Source organism: Clostridia bacterium (genome assembly GCA_035561135.1).
Classification (GTDB): domain Bacteria; phylum Acidobacteriota; class Terriglobia; order Terriglobales; family Acidobacteriaceae; genus DATMYA01.
In genome coordinates this window covers 718258-734372 of the sequence record DATMYA010000008.1, presented here as the reverse complement: position 1 = coordinate 734372, position 16115 = coordinate 718258, and the positions used below count along the sequence as shown (strand labels likewise).

At 58.7% G+C, this 16115-nt stretch carries 13 protein-coding genes and 1 tRNA gene; 9 read left to right on the top strand and 5 right to left on the bottom strand.

What is annotated here, in order from left to right; all coding sequences use genetic code 11:
- Positions 1-8 precede the first annotated feature (8 nt).
- A tRNA-Ile gene (locus tag VN622_03265) sits at positions 9-84 on the bottom strand.
- 246 nt (positions 85-330) lie between these two features.
- Between VN622_03265 and aceE the strand changes: the two genes are divergently transcribed.
- The 3 genes from aceE (at position 331) to lpdA (ending at position 6410) form a co-directional block, all read left to right on the top strand.
- Positions 331-3009 carry a pyruvate dehydrogenase (acetyl-transferring), homodimeric type gene (gene aceE, locus VN622_03260; protein ID HWR34876.1) on the top strand — a complete coding sequence of 893 codons (2679 nt, stop codon included), beginning with the start codon at positions 331-333 and terminating at the stop codon, positions 3007-3009.
- A gap of 134 nt (positions 3010-3143) precedes the next feature.
- Complete coding sequence (locus VN622_03255; protein ID HWR34875.1) at positions 3144-4928, top strand: 2-oxo acid dehydrogenase subunit E2; 1785 nt, start codon at positions 3144-3146, stop codon at positions 4926-4928.
- Between the two features lie 66 nt (positions 4929-4994).
- Entirely contained in the window at positions 4995-6410 is a 1416-nt protein-coding gene (gene lpdA, locus VN622_03250; protein ID HWR34874.1) for a dihydrolipoyl dehydrogenase, read from the top strand.
- A 68-nt stretch (positions 6411-6478) separates the two neighbouring features.
- Here lpdA and VN622_03245 read toward each other — a convergent pair whose 3' ends face one another.
- The 4 genes from VN622_03245 to VN622_03230 all read right to left on the bottom strand — a co-directional run bounded on the left by VN622_03245 (position 6479) and on the right by VN622_03230 (position 9257).
- Positions 6479-7069 (bottom strand): XRE family transcriptional regulator, encoded by a 591-nt coding sequence (locus VN622_03245; protein ID HWR34873.1) that lies wholly within the window; start codon positions 7067-7069, stop codon positions 6479-6481.
- An 85-nt stretch (positions 7070-7154) separates the two neighbouring features.
- Complete coding sequence (locus tag VN622_03240) at positions 7155-7739, bottom strand: DUF1697 domain-containing protein (protein HWR34872.1); 585 nt, start codon at positions 7737-7739, stop codon at positions 7155-7157.
- A 233-nt stretch (positions 7740-7972) separates the two neighbouring features.
- On the bottom strand, positions 7973-8617 hold the full coding sequence (locus VN622_03235; GenBank protein ID HWR34871.1) for a response regulator: 645 nt from the start codon (positions 8615-8617) through the stop codon (positions 7973-7975).
- 481 nt (positions 8618-9098) lie between these two features.
- Positions 9099-9257 (bottom strand): hypothetical protein, encoded by a 159-nt coding sequence (locus VN622_03230; protein HWR34870.1) that lies wholly within the window; start codon positions 9255-9257, stop codon positions 9099-9101.
- Between the two features lie 331 nt (positions 9258-9588).
- Here VN622_03230 and uvrA point away from each other — a divergent pair, with 331 nt between their 5' ends.
- From uvrA to VN622_03200, 6 genes are all read left to right on the top strand, one after another.
- On the top strand, positions 9589-12390 hold the full coding sequence (gene uvrA / locus VN622_03225) for an excinuclease ABC subunit UvrA (protein HWR34869.1): 2802 nt from the start codon (positions 9589-9591) through the stop codon (positions 12388-12390).
- A gap of 48 nt (positions 12391-12438) precedes the next feature.
- Positions 12439-13281 (top strand): type II CAAX endopeptidase family protein, encoded by an 843-nt coding sequence (locus VN622_03220; GenBank protein ID HWR34868.1) that lies wholly within the window; start codon positions 12439-12441, stop codon positions 13279-13281.
- A gap of 80 nt (positions 13282-13361) precedes the next feature.
- On the top strand, positions 13362-14102 hold the full coding sequence (gene pyrE, locus VN622_03215; GenBank protein HWR34867.1) for an orotate phosphoribosyltransferase: 741 nt from the start codon (positions 13362-13364) through the stop codon (positions 14100-14102).
- Between the two features lie 66 nt (positions 14103-14168).
- Positions 14169-14564: a VOC family protein gene (locus VN622_03210; GenBank protein ID HWR34866.1), complete on the top strand. Its 396-nt coding sequence runs from the start codon at positions 14169-14171 to the stop codon at positions 14562-14564.
- A gap of 161 nt (positions 14565-14725) precedes the next feature.
- A complete protein-coding gene (gene mtnA / locus VN622_03205; protein HWR34865.1) occupies positions 14726-15781 on the top strand; it encodes an S-methyl-5-thioribose-1-phosphate isomerase in 1056 nt (351 codons plus the stop codon).
- A 121-nt stretch (positions 15782-15902) separates the two neighbouring features.
- Positions 15903-16109, top strand: coding sequence for a hypothetical protein (locus tag VN622_03200; protein HWR34864.1), 207 nt, complete (start codon positions 15903-15905; stop codon positions 16107-16109).
- The last annotated feature ends 6 nt before the right edge of the window (positions 16110-16115 follow it).

Below are 16115 nucleotides of genomic sequence, written 5' to 3'. Positions count from 1 at the left end.
ACTGAGGTTGGTGGGCCCGCAGGGATTTGAACCCCGAACCAAAGGATTATGAGTCCTCTGCTCTAACCGTTGAGCTACGGGCCCTTGTTGCCTTCAATGCAAGAAGCTAGTTTAGTGTATCGCAGTTGCCGTTCCAAGACTCTCCTCTGAATATCGCATCACGAGACTTCCTCTGCTCTTGTCGCTCTGGATTCCCGCAATTCTCGTTTGTAATCACAGAATCCCCAGAAGCTCCAAGAGCATTTAATATGTAGAAACAATTTGGATGGTTTTCGTTTCGGCCCCTCGCATTCCTATGCGCGGACGGGCAGCCCTGATCTGAGGACACAAGTGAATAACTCCGAAAAGCACGATGGACTGGAAGTACTCGAAACTCGCGAGTGGTTGGATTCGCTCGACTATGTGCTCGAGACTGGCGGCGTGGAACGCGCCGGGCGACTGCTTCAGCAACTGGAACTCTACACGGCGCGCGCCGGCTACCGCCTGCCATTTACCGCCACAACGCCGTACCAGAACTCGATTCCCGTGGAGGCGCAACCGCCGTTTCCGGGCAGTCAGGAAGTCGAGCGTCGCATTAAGAGCCTGGTGCGCTGGAACGCGCTGGCGATGGTGATGCGCGCCAATAAGAAGTCGGAGGGCATCGGCGGTCACATCTCTACCTATGCTTCTGCGGCGACGCTATACGAGATCGGCTTCAATCACTTCTTCCGCGCACAGACCGAGGATGGCGACCGCGACATCATCTACTTCCAGGGACACGCTTCGCCGGGCATCTATGCTCGCGCCTTTCTTGAGGGACGCCTCTCCATCGAGAAGCTGGAAAACTTCCGGCGCGAACTTGCCGAAGGTGGCGGGCTTTCGTCCTATCCGCATCCCTGGCTCATGCCGAACTTCTGGGAGTTCCCGACGGTTTCGATGGGACTCGGCCCCATTCAGGCTATCTACAAAGCTCGTTTCAATCGCTATCTTGAAAACCGCGGACTGAAGAAGTCGAACACTGGAAAAGTCTGGGCGTTCCTTGGCGACGGCGAGACGGATGAGCCGGAGTCTTTGGGCGCAATCACGCTCGCTTCCCGCGAGAAGCTCGACAACCTTATCTTCGTTGTCAATTGCAACCTCCAGCGCCTCGATGGTCCGGTGCGTGGCAATGGAAAAATCATCCAGGAACTGGAGGCGATTTTCCGCGGCGCTGGTTGGAATGTAATCAAGGTTATCTGGGGCAGCGATTGGGATCCGTTGCTCGAAAAAGATCGCGACGGCTTGCTCGTCAAGCGTATGGGCGAGATTACCGACGGGCAATACCAGAAGTATTTCGTCTCGACGGGCGCGTACTTCCGCCAGAACTTCTTTGGCACAGACCCGCGCCTGCTGAAAATGGTCGAACACCTCAGCGATGAGCAACTGGCCAAGATGCGTCTTGGCGGACACGACCCGCTCAAGGTTTACGCCGCATACAAGGCTGCGACCGAACACAAGGGTTCACCAACTGTCATCCTCGCCAAAACCATCAAGGGCTACGGCCTCGGAGAGAGCGGCGAAGGCAAGAACATTACGCACCAGCAGAAAAAGATTAACGACGAAGAGCTCAGTATTTTCCGCTCGCGCTTCGGCATCCCCGTTCCCGACGAGCAATTGCATGGCGCTCCGTTCTATCGCCCTGCGGACGATAGCCTCGAGATTCAGTACCTGCAGGCCCGTCGTAAGGAACTGGGTGGCTATATGCCGTCGCGCAAATCAGGCGATGCGCCGCTTGAGCCCTTGCCGGAAGATATCTTCGAAGAGTTTTACAAGGGCACGGAAGGCCGCAAGGTCTCCACGACAATGGTCTTCGTACGGATGCTCTCGAAGTTGCTGCGGGACAAGCAGGTTGGCCGACTCATCGTGCCCATCATCCCTGATGAGGCGCGCACCTTTGGAATGGAAGCCATGTTCCGTCAGGTCGGCATCTACTCCAGCGTTGGGCAGCTCTACGAGCCGGTCGACATGGACACTCTCCTCTACTACAAGGAAGCGAAGGACGGACAGATTCTTGAGGAGGGCATCACCGAAGCGGGTTCCATGGCCGAGTTCATGGCCGCTGGCACGGCGTATTCCACGCACGGCATCAATGCGATTCCGTTCTTCATCTACTACTCTATGTTCGGGCTGCAACGCGTAGGCGATCTGGTCTGGGCCGCCGGCGACATGCGCACGCGTGGGTTCCTGGTCGGAGGAACGGCGGGACGAACAACCCTCGCCGGTGAAGGCCTTCAGCATCAGGATGGGCACAGCCATCTGCTCGCTTATCCGGTGCCGAACCTGGTTGCGTATGACCCGGCATTTGCCTACGAAATCGCGGTGATCGTTCAGGACGGCATACGCCGTATGTACGTGAACAAGGAAAACATCTTCTACTACATCACGGTGATGAATGAGCCCTGGGAGATGCCGCACATGCCGGAAGGCGCGCGCGAGGGCATTCTGAAGGGTCTGTACCGCTTGAAGCCGTCGGAGAAGAAGGATGCAAAGCTGCGGGCGCAACTGCTTGGTAGCGGTGCCATCCTGCTTGAGGTTCTCAAGGCACAGCAGATGCTGGAAGATAAGTACGGCGTGGCCGCCGACGTGTGGAGCGTCACCAGCTATAAAAATCTCTACACCGACGGTATCGACGCGGATCGCTGGAACATGCTGCACCCGGCGGAAAAACCGCGCGTGCCGTACGTGACCCAGTCTTTGCAGACTGCGCCCAAGGACACAGTCTTTGTCGCGGCTTCGGACTACGTCAAGACACTGCCCGAATCGATTTCGCAGTGGGTTCCCGGAAAGCTGGTGGCGCTTGGCACGGATGGTTTCGGGCGCAGCGAAAAACGTGCTTCATTGCGCGACTTCTTCGAAGTGGATGCCAGGTACATTGTGCTTGCGACTCTCAGTGCCCTGGCCCGTGATGGCAAGATCAAGGCCGACGTAGTGCAGAAGGCCATACAGGATCTTGGCATCAAAGCCGACAAGCCAAATCCGGTAACGGTATAACGGTATGGACGCCCGGCGAGCGCCTGCGTGCGCTCGCCAAAAAGGGCTCAACTCCGAAGGCAGCAGGCAACTTCGCCGCGCTTTCGGGCCAGTGCCACGGCGCCGCCGCGCACTGCGATAAGAAAGGAACGACCTTGGCGATTGAGTTCAAACTTCCGGAACTGGGTGAAAACATCGAGGCCGGAGATCTTGTGCGGGTGATGATCAATCCCGGTGATACGGTCAGCACCGGTCAGGCGGTCATGGAGTTGGAGACGGACAAGGCGGTTATCGAAGTGCCTTCCACCGTCAGCGGAAAAGTGCAGGACGTCCGCGTAGCACAGGGCGAGAAGGTACACGTAGGCCAGGTCATCTTTACCGTCGAGGGCGACGGTGCGTCCGCGGCTGCGGAAGCGAAACCCGCCACCCCAAAGCAGGAAGCCGCACCCAAGCAGGAAGCGTCCCAACAGGAGAAGCCGAAGGCAGAGAAGAAAGATACTCCGAAGCCCATGGCTACACCTGCAGAAGTTCCCGCAGGTGGCACTCTTGAGTACAAACTGCCGGAATTGGGCGAAAACATCGAGCAGGGCGACCTTGTTCGACTCATGGTCAAGCCGGGGGACGCCGTCGCTGAAGGCCAACCGGTAATGGAACTGGAAACCGATAAGGCCGTGATCGAAGTTCCATCCAGCGTGAACGGCACAGTCAAGGATGTCAGCGTCAGCGCCGGCCAGAAAATCAAAGTAGGGCAGACAATCTTCTCCTACCAAGCTGCTGCGGGTGCACCGGCCGCGAGTGCTCCCCTTGCGCCATCTCCTGAAGCTGCTCCCGCGCCGGTTCCGCCGAGCCAAGCGGAAGACGAGGCCAGCAGCACGCAAGTGGCTCGTGAAACTTACCAGGCAGCTCGTAAGCTGGAAGGCAAGACCGAGCGCGAAGCCTTCCCCCCGGATGCACATGCCGGCGTGGAGCACGCGCCATATCCTCCGCAACTGGAAAAGACGGCCGGTGCCGATCAGCGTCCGCCCATCGCCGCAGCGCCTTCCGTGCGTCGCCTGGCCCGTGAGTTGGGCTTGGACATCTACAACGTGAAGGGAACCGGCCCGGGCGAACGCATCACCGAAGGTGATGTGAAGTCGTTTGCCAAGGGCATCGTATCCGGTGCGGCAGCGCCCAAGGCGGCTCCTGAAACCGGCGGTTTGCCGTTCCCGCGCACCAAGCTTCCCGACTTCTCCAAGTGGGGTCCAATCGAAAAGGTTTCCATGCGTGGGGTGCGCCGCAAGACGGCGGAACATCTCGCCGAAGCATGGATTTCGATTCCGCACGTCACGCAATTCGACAAAGCCGACATCACCGGACTCGAAGAACTGCGCGCGCGCTTCGCTCCGAAAGTGGAAGCCGCAGGCGGCAAAATGACGGTTACGGCCATCGCTTTGAAAGTCATAGCATCCGCGCTGAAAGTTTTCCCTCAGGTCAACGCCACGATTGACCCCGCCAACGAAGAGGTTATTTACAAGCGCTATATCAATATCGGGGTCGCCGTGGATACCGACCGCGGGCTGCTCGTGCCCGTCATCCGCAACGTGGACAAAAAGAACATCGTGGAACTGGCGGCCGAGTTGTCGCAGCTTTCAACCAAGGCCCGCAACAAGAAGCTCACGCCGGAAGACATGGAGGGCGGCACCTTCACCATCACCAACCTCGGTGGCATTGGAGGCACGGCCTTCACGCCGATCGTTAATCTTCCGGAGGTGGCCATCCTTGGCATGTCGCGCTCGCGCATGGAACCCGTGTGGGTGAAGGACAAGTTCGAGCCGCGCCTCATCATGCCGCTGTCACTCTCTTACGATCATCGGCTTATCGATGGCGCCGATGCGGCGCGCTTCCTGCGCTGGGTCGTCGAGGCGCTGGAGCAACCGTTCCTGCTTTCCGTACAGGGATAATAGTTAATCGACTTCAGTTCAGAGGTCTTAATCTCCTAACCGCTGTGCACGAGGTTTGCGTACGAAATGGCAAATGAAAGTTTGAGAATCGCGGTTGTCGGCGGCGGGCCAGGTGGCTACGCCGCCGCTTTTCTTGCGGCAGATCTTGGGATGAAGGTCACCTTGATTGCCATGGAGACGAACCCTGGCGGCGTTTGTTTGTATCGGGGATGCATTCCGTCGAAGGCACTTCTGCACGTGGCCGCATTCATCAACGAATCGCAACATGCGGCGAACTGGGGCGTCACTTTTGGCGAGCCGAAGATTGAGTTGGAGAAGCTGCGTTCGTTCAAAGAAGGCGTGGTCAAAAAACTGACGGGCGGCCTCGGCCAGCTTTCCAAACAACGCGGCGTCACGTTCATACAGGGCCGCGCAACATTCGTGAACTCAACGACGCTGAAGGTGGAGAAAACGAAGGGCGGCGAAGAGACGCTCTCGTTCGATCGCATCATTATCGCCACTGGCTCGCGTCCTGCGACGATTCCCACGTTTCCCAAATCGTCGCGCATCCTGGATTCGACCGGGGGCCTCGCGCTGGAGAACATTCCCAAAACGCTGCTCGTCGTTGGCGGCGGCTACATCGGTCTGGAACTCGGCACCGTATATTCATCGCTTGGTACGAAAGTTTCCGTTGTCGAGATGACGTCCGGACTTCTGCCCGGCGCTGACCGCGACCTGGTTACGCCACTGCATCGACGCCTTCAAAAGCAATTCGCCTCCATCATGCTCAACACGAAGGTGAGCAGCATGAAAGAGGAGGACTGCGGCGTGCGCGTCACCTTCGACGGGGCTGACGTTACCGAGAAGGAGCAGGTGTTTGAGAAGGTGCTCGTCTCGGTCGGACGTCGTCCGAACTCAGAAGTGCCGGGCCTGGAGAACACAAAAGTCAAGGTTAACCAACGCGGCTTCATTGAAGTCAACAAGCAGTTGCAGACCGCCGACCCAGCCATCTACGCGATTGGCGATGTCGTGGGCGACCCGATGCTTGCGCACAAAGCTTCGCACGAAGGGCGCGTCGCGGCGGAGCACATCGCCGGGCACAAGGTTGCCTTCGAACCAAATGCCATTCCTGCCGTCGTCTTCACCGATCCTGAGATTGCCTGGTGTGGTCTCACAGAGACGCAGGCGCAGAACGAAGGCCGCGAGGTTACGGTCGCCAAGTTTCCCTGGGGCGCTTCGGGACGCGCAATGACGCTGGACCGCACGGAAGGCGTTACGAAGCTCGTCATCGATCCCAAGACGGAACGCGTGCTCGGAGTGGGTATCTGCGGACCTGGCGCAGGGGAGATGATCAGCGAGGGCGTACTCGCCGTAGAGATGGCAGCCGTCGCAGCCGATATGAAGCTCACTATCCATCCCCATCCCACATTATCTGAGACGGTGATGGAAGCGGCGGAATCGTTCTACGGGCAGGCCACGCACATCTATAGACCGAAGCGCTGAATCGTTCTTACGCTTGCCGCAAACAATATCGCCACCGCGTCCAGCGGTGGCGATATTGTCTGGCAGAACTATGAGGCCATCGTGATGACGACTCCGTTGCACGGTCTATTTCCGGCGCGCCGGTAACTGTGCAGAACCGTGCTGTCGAAGTAAATCGCGTCGCCAGCGCGGAGTTCGTGCTCGTCGCTGCCAATCTTGATCGCCAGTTTTCCCGCGATGACGTAAACGAATTCCACTCCCGCGTGCTGATGAGGTTTCGCCTTCCTGTGCGCGACGGGTTCGAATTGGGCAAAGTACGCTCCAAACTTTCGTTCTGTCGCCTTGAAGTCGAGGCTCTCGAAAAAGTACGAGATATCCGAAGTGCCCGGTGTCTCGGGAAAGCGAGTGCGCTCCTGCTTCCGCGCGATCGCTACCACGTGCCGCTGGCGCTCTTCCGTGAAGAAGTAGTCGAGACCAACGCCGAACACCATCGCGATCCTCAGCAACGTGGGCAAAGTCGGAAAGAGCTTTCCGCGTTCGAGCTTGGAGATCAGCGCAGCGGACAGGCCGGTGTGCTTTCCCAGTTCCACCAGCCCCATACTCTTCTTGAGCCGCAGACCGCGTAGTTTCTCGCCTATTGTGTATGGTTTCAGCCCTTCGATCAGTGTCTCAGTCAGCACGCCAGACCCTCGCTTCGCTCGAGAGGAGAAAAGTCAAGGCCGCCAATCGCAGCATTCACCCGAATCTCCTATCGCATTCACGATTCTACCTAGAATTAAAATGATTTGAAGGAGGCTCAGAAGCTTCCAGCCTCTCCGCAAGCTCGAGGAGTTTTGTAGCGCTGTTCCAGTTTCTGCCAGTCCCGGATGTCTTCAGCGTCTGCTCGATCAGCGCCCACGAGAGCTTCGGGCGTGCCATGCCATTCGGATAATAGACATAGAGCTCACGACCGTCGATTCGCAACTCCTCCGGATCAGTCTTGATGCTGAGAAGCTTGTTGCGAGCTTCAGGGCTGGGATCGCTGGCGAGGAAGGTAACAAGGAGTCTGGCTGGATCAATGCCGTGCCGTGTCGCAAACGGGTTTCGTCTAATGACGTCCCTCAACTCGGAAGAGGTGCGGAGGATGACGTCGGGACGAAAGCCGAAGCTCCGCTCAATCCCGTCCTGAATTTTCCCGGCAAGTCGCACGAGGCTCCGCTCTTTCGTTCTGAAGACGACATTGCCACTCTGTATGAAGGTGTGTGGGTCTTGCAGGTTCAGGGATTCATAAAGCGCGCGGAGCGCGTCCATCCTGATCTTCTTGTGTCCGCCAACGTTGACGCCCCGGAGCATGGAGACAATCACGGTCATAGCGAGATCTAATATAGCGCGACACATTCTGCTGGGCGCCGGAGACTTGAGAACGTGGTAGGCCGTTGCAACGCGCTGTTGTCTTGCTGATCGGAGCGACGAAGTCGCGAAGTCGAAGGGCCTCTTTGATGCAGCACGGAGATGCAAAGGTGATTCTTCGACTCGGGTTGGAACCCTCACTCCTCGGTCGTTCTGAGCGCAGCAGAGCGCAGTGTCGAATTGAGTTGTTTCGCTCAGTCCGCCTTTTCGAAATGCATCTCGGTTTTGTGGGCATTCAGATCGTTCAAGGCACGGTCCAGGGTGCGCTCTGCCGCGCCGACTTCGGCCGCTGTCTCAGTGTCCTGATTCCGGGAACGCTCCCAAGAGACTGCCAGCACGGAGTTCAGCAGAGCCTTTTTAACGGATCTGAGCAGTACTTCGCAGAGGGTGCACTGCCCGGAGCCAATGCGCGTCACTTCGCCTTCGGCAATCTCAATGAGGCGCACGTGCGAGCGCCTGGCCTCAAGTTCCTGGGCAGCACCCCTTGCAAGCTCTTCCACCGATTGCAGAAGGCGATCGAAATTAGCTGGCTCTTTCGGGAAGACCTCATCCGCAACCACTTCGGTCGGCTGGAAAACGCTCGTCGACTCACCCCTCATTGCGATTACTCCAATTGCTGGAAATCTGCGCCGAACAAACGGCAGGAATCGGAACCCGGAAATATCCGGGAGTATCGCGTCCGCAACGATAACGCTGGGCATCACGTCGTAGATTTGTCGCAAGGCGTCAATGCCATCAGCCGCCGGGTAAGCTTCGAAGCCGCGTTCGGCGATCAGGCTTACGATGACGTCCCGAAACCCGGCATTCTCATCTACGACCATCACTCGGCAGTTCGTCAACTGAATCTCCTTCACGCGTCAACCCGGTCCACGGTGGGAACAGCCGAAGATGACAAGAGGTAGTGACGTTGCCCGGGAAATCGTTTCAATGCGGGACTCAGATTCGCCACGTGCGCCGTTTCAATGGGGGACCCAAATCTGAAACGAGTTCCGAGAAGACTCGGATACAAGATATGCTGACCCAGGATTACGTCCTGGGCTCAGGACTAGCGCCCTTCGGGCTCAGGTACTCTCGGTTTTAGAGGAGGACAAGCCGCCGAGGGCGGCAGAAATTGTTGGCAAACTAGAGCGTCGTGTCGATTGGAGCGCCGAAGGCGCGAAGGGGAGACACCTTGTGTTTCGTGTTTGGCGGAAACACAGGGTGGTTCGACTATGCGCCAAAAGAAACGACGCCATGCCTGCCATGACGCGTCAAATGATTGCGACGTAACCAGCAGCGCATCCCTTAAGCGGGGCAGCGTTGCCGCGCCGAGCGCTGGTGTCAGTCGCCGCTGGCGCCTGTGCTTGGTACCAGGGATGGAGGGGTATTTTCGCCGCGGTTGCGATTGAACGCGTACAAGATTCCGAGGATGACGCCGTATCCGCTGCCAATCCCAATAGCGAGCGCCAGAATGATGGTTATCACAAGAGCCCCGGACATAAGCAAAGTATTCAATTTCGTCTCACCTTCATTGATGCAGTTCTACTTGCGATGAGATGTGTAGACACCCACCGCCGTGCTGCCACTGCTTCTTCTGTCAACGTGTTGCATTCGTCGCGTCTAACATCGCCATCATATATGCGCTTGTTTGACGCTCACCGCTATTGCCAACTAAGATACCTGTGTCGAGTTGTCTTCCCTACTCTCTGACATCTCTAGGGAACCGTCCACGTAACGGAAGGGACATGGCCGACTGTGCTGCAAGACAGTCCCACCTTGGCCTTTCGGTAAGTCCTGCTTGGGGTAAGCGGGGTGTAAAAGAACCTGACTGATGGCCATTACCAATATTACGGTGCGCGGCGCGCGCCAGCACAACCTGAAGAACATCAACGTCGTGATTCCTCGAAACACGCTCACGGTCATCACCGGATTGAGCGGGTCGGGCAAATCGTCGTTGGCGTTCGACACGATCTATGCGGAGGGCCAGCGGCGCTACGTCGAAACCCTCTCGGCCTATGCGCGTCAATTCCTGGACCAGATGGAACGCCCGGACGTTGACTCCATCGACGGACTAAGCCCATCTATCTCCATCGAGCAAAAGACTACATCGCGCAGCCCCCGTTCGACCGTAGGGACAATCACTGAGATCTATGACTATTTACGCCTGCTCTATTCGTCTGTCGGAGTGCCGCATTGCCCGCAGTGCGGTAAGGCGATCACCCGACAATCGGCGGAGCAGATCGTAGCCCGCGTGCTCGAGCTGAAAAGCGATGAGCGCGTGATGCTGCTGGCGCCAATCGTTCGCGGCCGCAAGGGCGAATTTAAGAAAGAACTGGAAAAGCTCGCCCAACACGGCTTCACGCGAGCGCGCATTGACGGCGAACTGCTCAACATAGAAGAAGATATCAAGCTCGACAAGCGCAAAAATCACACCATAGAGGTCGTTGTCGATCGTCTGCTGGTTAAGCCGGGAATTGAAAAGCGCCTTGCCAACTCGGTGGATATCGCCATAAAGCTTGGCGGCGGCCTTGTGCAGGTGGTGATCGTCGGCGGCGAAGAGCACATGTATTCGTCCCGGCTGGCCTGCCCGGATTGCGGCATCAGCGTGCCACAACTGGAACCGCGCTCGTTCAGCTTCAATACCGTCTACGGCGCTTGCCCAGAGTGCAACGGACTGGGATCGCGCTACGACTTCGATCCCGCCAAGCTCATCCTGGACTGGTCGAAGCCGCTGCTGGACGGCGGCCTTGGGCCGGGCTCCGGCTCGGCATATTTACAGCATGTGCTGAAAATGGCAGCGGAGGATTACAAATTCGATCTCTCGTTGCCGTTCGAGCAATTGCCGGCAGCGACGCAGACGCTTATCCTGCACGGCCCGCAGAGTGCTTCCGAGCGGCGCGGCGGCTTCCGCGGCGTCGTCGCATTTCTCAAGCAGCAGAGCGACGACAGCACTTCCGACAGCTATCGCGATTGGCTGATGAACTACATGTCGGCGACACCGTGCCCTGTGTGCCACGGGAAGCGGCTGCGCGCGGAGAGCCTCGCGGTAAAAGTGAACGGCATGTCTATCGCCGATTTCACCACGCTCCCGGTTTCGCGTGCCGTTGAGGCCATCGACAAAGTCAGTCTGAATGGGCGCGAGCGACAGATTGCGGGACGCGTGGTGCACGAAATTGCCGAGCGCCTGCGCTTCTTGCTGGAAGTTGGGCTCGGATATATCTCGCTGAGCCGCTCGGCAGAGACGCTATCCGGAGGTGAGGTTCAGCGGATACGACTCGCAACGCAGATTGGGTCGAAGTTGCGGGGCGTGCTTTACGTGCTCGACGAGCCCTCGATCGGGTTGCACCATCGCGACAATGACCGCTTGCTGCGTTCGCTGGAGGCCTTGCGCGACCTGGGCAACACGGTGGTAGTAGTGGAGCACGACGAAGAGACGATTCGCCGCGCGGATTACGTCATCGATCTGGGCCCGCGCGCCGGACGCCATGGCGGTGCCGTAGTCGCAGCGGGCACGCCGGAGGAGATTGAGAACGCTCCCGATTCGCTGACCGGGCAATACATCTCGGGCAAGAAGCACATTGCCGTACGGCACGAGCGCCGACAGTCCAATGGGCAGGTAATCAGCATATTGGGCGCGCACGAAAACAATCTGCGCAGCATTGACGTGACCTTCCCGCTTGGTTTAATTACGGTCGTAACCGGCGTGTCCGGCTCCGGGAAATCAACGCTCGTGAATGACATCCTGTACCGAGCCATCGCCAAGCGGCTCTACCGTTCCCGCGAGGAACCCGGGGCGCACAAGACGATTACGGGCGTGGAGAATATCGACAAGGTCGTCCGCATCGACCAGTCGCCGATCGGACGCACACCACGGTCGAATCCGGCGACCTACACGGGCGTGTTCACGAATATCCGCGATTTGTATGCAATGCTGCCGGAATCGCGCGAGCGCGGCTACAAGGCAGGGCGTTTCTCGTTCAACATTGCTGGCGGCCGCTGCGAGGCCTGCCAGGGCGAGGGCGAGCGTCGCATCGAAATGAACTTCCTGCCTGATGTGTACGTGCTCTGCGAAGTGTGCGGCGGTAAGCGCTATAACCACGAGACGCTGGCGGTGAAGTACAAGGGTTACTCGATTGCCGACCTGCTGGAAACGCCGATCGCCGACGTGCTGCCGATTCTCGAAAGCATTCCGCAGGTGCGCCAGAAATTGCAGACCCTGGTGGACGTCGGCCTCGGATACATCCACCTGGGACAAAGTTCCGTAACGCTGTCCGGCGGCGAAGCGCAGCGCATCAAGCTTGCGCGCGAGCTGAGCAAGCGCCAGACAGGACGCACGCTTTACCTGCTCGATGAGCCTACGACGGGGTTGCACTTTGAGGACGTCAACAAACTACTGGACGTGCTGCACCGGCTAACGGACTTGGGGAACTCGATCATCATCATCGAGCACAACATGGACGTAATCCGGAATGCGGACTGGATCATCGATCTCGGACCTGAGGGAGGGGAGGACGGCGGTCGCATCGTAGCGCAGGGCACGCCCGAGCAGGTGGCGCGAGTCAAAAAGAGCTACACCGGCCAGGCATTGGCTGAGGCACTCAAGAACAAACAGCCTGCCACCAACAACAAGTAACGTCTATTAGTAGAATGAGGCTGCAACACGCAGCGGAGACAAAACCCTTTGTCCACTCCCGAGAACCCGTTCGGCGGCAGCGAAGTTCCCGTTACATCAGATTCGCGCACCGAGTTGCCCGCGAACATGGAGTACGCCGGAATTCAGGAACGCTTCCCGGTCTGGTCGCTGGGCGACGTAGTGAAGCTGGCCTTGCTGGCTGTGCTAGCAGTGTTCTTCTGCACGCTGCTGGCTCTCTCGATTGCCGCCGTGCTGCCGCCGTTTCGCCACCTGACGCCAGCCCAGCTTGCGACCGACCCCCGCGTCATCGTCCCAGGGCAGGGGGCTGCGTACCTGATCGTGATCGCGTACATCCGGCGACTGCTCACGCGTCATTACGACATGGAGTTTTCCGAGGCTATTCACTGGCGTTGGCCGAACCTGGTGTGGCCTGCATACCTGGCCGGCGGAGTAGTGCTGGCACTCTCGATCCAGGGACTCTCTCACCTGTTGCCCATACCCAAGCAGATGCCGATAGACCAGTTCTTTACGACTGCGACGGGCGCATGGGTGATGGCCGTCTTCGGCGTGGCAATCGCGCCATTGGTCGAGGAACTCTTCTTTCGTGGACTCCTTTTTCCCGCGCTGGCACGCCGGTTGGGATTGGTGCTCGGCATCATCGTCACCGGAGCGCTGTTCGGCTTTATACACGCTTCGCAGTTGGGCAAAGCCTGGGCCCCGGTGCTGGTGCTCTTCCTTGTGGGAGTAGCCCTGACGATGGTTCGTTCCATGGCACGCTCGGTGGCAGCCGCATTTCTTGTCCACGCTGGCTACAATCTCACGCTCTTCACAATGATGTATTTTGCCAGTGACGGCTTTCATCATCTTGAGCGCGTAGTGAACGGCAGCTAAGGCACCGGTCGCAGTTCCGCGACCGTGCCGGAATCCGTGCGCCATGCTATGTTTACCGAAATGAGTTTACCGAACTGATTATGAAAGATTCGCGCCAGGAACTACTCACGCTGCTCGCGCAAAACTCCTTCCGCCTGGGTGCGTTCAAGCTCTCCAGCGGCGGAACCAGCGACTACTACATCGACTGCCGCACCACGACGTTGCATGCCGAGGGCGCACGCCTGACGGCCCACGTGTTCATGGACGAGATGCGCTCACGCGGATGGCACGCGCAGGCTATTGGCGGAATGACAATGGGCGCTGACCCGATCGTGGTGGGCGTGGCCATGCTGAGCGCACAACAGGCGCAGGCAATTGCTCCGGCGGCAAAGCCGGGGAATACTTCGGACTTCCTGATCCATGGTTTCCTGGTACGCAAACTGGAAAAAGCGCACGGCACCGGCCAGCGCATAGAGGGCTTCCGACAGAAAGGCGCACGCGTTGTCATCGTCGACGATGTCTGCACGACGGGAGCATCCACGGTTCAGGCCATTGAGGCCGCACGTGAGTTCGGCTTCGACGTTGTGGGCGCCATGAGCTTAGTGGAGCGCGAGGAGGCTGGCGGACGCCTCGCAGTGGAGCGCGCCGCAGCGCCGGCTCCGTTCGTCACGATATTTCGTGCAGCCGAGGTCCGGGCAGAACATCTGAAGCTGAATCGACGGGCAGACGACGCTCCGCCAAAATTTTCAGTGTCGGCGAAGTGCGAGTTGTGTGAGCGCACGGCCGTCGCGAACACGCCCCGGCACCGTTGCGCCATGCATCAATCCGAAGAACAGGCGTAGCCGCGCGACCTTCGTCCTGTGCGGTTCCAGCAAAGTTCGGTCGCCTAAGGGCGCCTAAGGAGAAAGATGGCAGAATACACTTCGATCGGCAAACTCGGAATCATCATGATGGTGATCACAAACATGGAACGCAGCGTCGCCTTTTATCGCGACGTGCTGGGACTGAAGCTGCTCTTCAAGCAGAGTAACTGGAGCCAGTTCGATGCCGGCAGTCTCATTCTGGGCCTGCATCCCGAGGGCGAGGAAGTGAAAGTAGGCCCAACTACAGGTTGCACATTCGGGATCTACGTAAACGACATCCGCAAGGCGACAAGCGAGATGAAACGCAGGGGCGGCAACATCGAAATCGAACCGCGCCGCGAGCCGTTTGGTTTATGGGCGCTGCTGCGCGATCCTGACGGCTACGGCATTCAGATTATTCAGATGGCCTCCAGCGTGAACTCCGGTGAGAACATCACGTAACGAGCGATTGGCTGCGCATTAGGCTGGTACCCAACCCTCCGCCCCGAGTGGAGGGTTTCTATTATTGCGGCTAGTCGCGCTTTCCGCCGCCTGCATTTAGACTAGAACGGTCTCCGACAATCCTACTGGCCAAGGCTCTGCCGCCGAGGCGACTGGTACTCATGATCAACACCCTGGAGTGGACTGACGCTGGCGTGCGCTTCATCGATCAGACGAAGCTGCCGACCGAAGAAAGCTACGTTCTCTGCAAGACCTACGAAGAAGTGGCTGACGCCATTCGCACAATGATTGTGCGAGGAGCCCCGGCCATTGGCGTTGCGGCCGCGATGGGTATCGCACTAGGTTCGCGCGATTTCCGCACCGATAATATTTCCGAATTTCGCAACCAGTTCGGCCGCATCTGCCGGGTGTTGGGCGAGACTCGCCCAACCGCGGTAAACCTGTTCTGGGCCATCCGTCGCATGCAGCGCAGGCTGGATGAACTTGCCGGACGGCCACTTGCAGAGATCAAGTTAACGCTGATCGAAGAAGCGAAGCGTATGCATGCCGAAGATATCGCCGCAAACGAAGCCCTGGGGCGCCACGGCGCCGTGCTGATGCCTGCCACGGGCGGCGTTCTGACGCACTGCAACGCCGGTGCATTGGCGACCGCAGGTTACGGCACAGCGCTTGGCGTGATCCGCGCCGCCGTGGAGAGCGGAAAGGCGATCCACGTGTACGCCGACGAGACTCGCCCGTTCCTGCAAGGCGCTCGCCTGACGGCCTGGGAACTCATGAAGGACGGCATCGCGACAACGCTGATCTCGGACAATATGGCCGGGGCCATCATGTCGCAGGGCAAGATAGGAGCCGTCATCGTCGGCGCCGACCGCATCGCCGCGAACGGTGACACTGCCAATAAGGTCGGCACGTACTCGGTGGCGATCCTCGCCAAGGAGCACGGCATCCCGTTCTACGTCGCCGCGCCTATCTCGACCGTGGATCTCGAGACGCCGGATGGAAGCACAATCCCTATCGAACAGCGCGCCTCGACCGAAGTCACCCATCTCGCCGGGAAACAAATCGCGCCGGACAATTGCAAGGTCGAGAATCCGGCATTCGACGTGACGCCGGCAAAGTACATCGCCGCAATCATCACTGAACGCGGCGTGGCGAAGGCTCCGTTTGGAGAATCGCTGCGCAACCTGGCCGATGCGGTCGACGCTGTTTCCAGGTAGCATAGCAACTCTGGCACACAGGGGCGGGGCATCCCTGGCTTGGATGGAGTTCGCATAGCAGAACCATCCGAAGTGTCAGGGAACAAAACCGGAACTTGCCTCGTATCATTCGGCAGGAGGAATGCGCGTCATGACGTTCTTGCTATGGCTTGTTCTGCTGGTCTTCTGCTGGCCGTTGGCGCTGCTCGCAATCGTGCTGTATCCCCTCGTGTGGCTGCTGTTGCTGCCCTTCCGCCTGATTGGCATCGCTGTGGATGGCGTGCTCGAACTAGTGAAAGCCATCGTGCTACTGCCTGCACGCGTGTTGCGCGGTCCCGCGCGAGCATAAGGAAGC

Coding starts and splice junctions, on each gene's coding strand:
- VN622_03200 (HWR34864.1), top strand. CDS start 15,903: ATGCGCGTCATGACGTTCTTGCTATGGCTTGTTCTGCTGGTCTTCTGC.
- mtnA (HWR34865.1), top strand. CDS start 14,726: ATGATCAACACCCTGGAGTGGACTGACGCTGGCGTGCGCTTCATCGAT.
- pyrE (HWR34867.1), top strand. CDS start 13,362: ATGAAAGATTCGCGCCAGGAACTACTCACGCTGCTCGCGCAAAACTCC.
- lpdA (HWR34874.1), top strand. CDS start 4,995: ATGGCAAATGAAAGTTTGAGAATCGCGGTTGTCGGCGGCGGGCCAGGT.
- VN622_03230 (HWR34870.1), bottom strand. CDS start 9,257: ATGTCCGGGGCTCTTGTGATAACCATCATTCTGGCGCTCGCTATTGGG.
- VN622_03210 (HWR34866.1), top strand. CDS start 14,169: ATGGCAGAATACACTTCGATCGGCAAACTCGGAATCATCATGATGGTG.
- VN622_03240 (HWR34872.1), bottom strand. CDS start 7,739: ATGACCGTGATTGTCTCCATGCTCCGGGGCGTCAACGTTGGCGGACAC.
- uvrA (HWR34869.1), top strand. CDS start 9,589: ATGGCCATTACCAATATTACGGTGCGCGGCGCGCGCCAGCACAACCTG.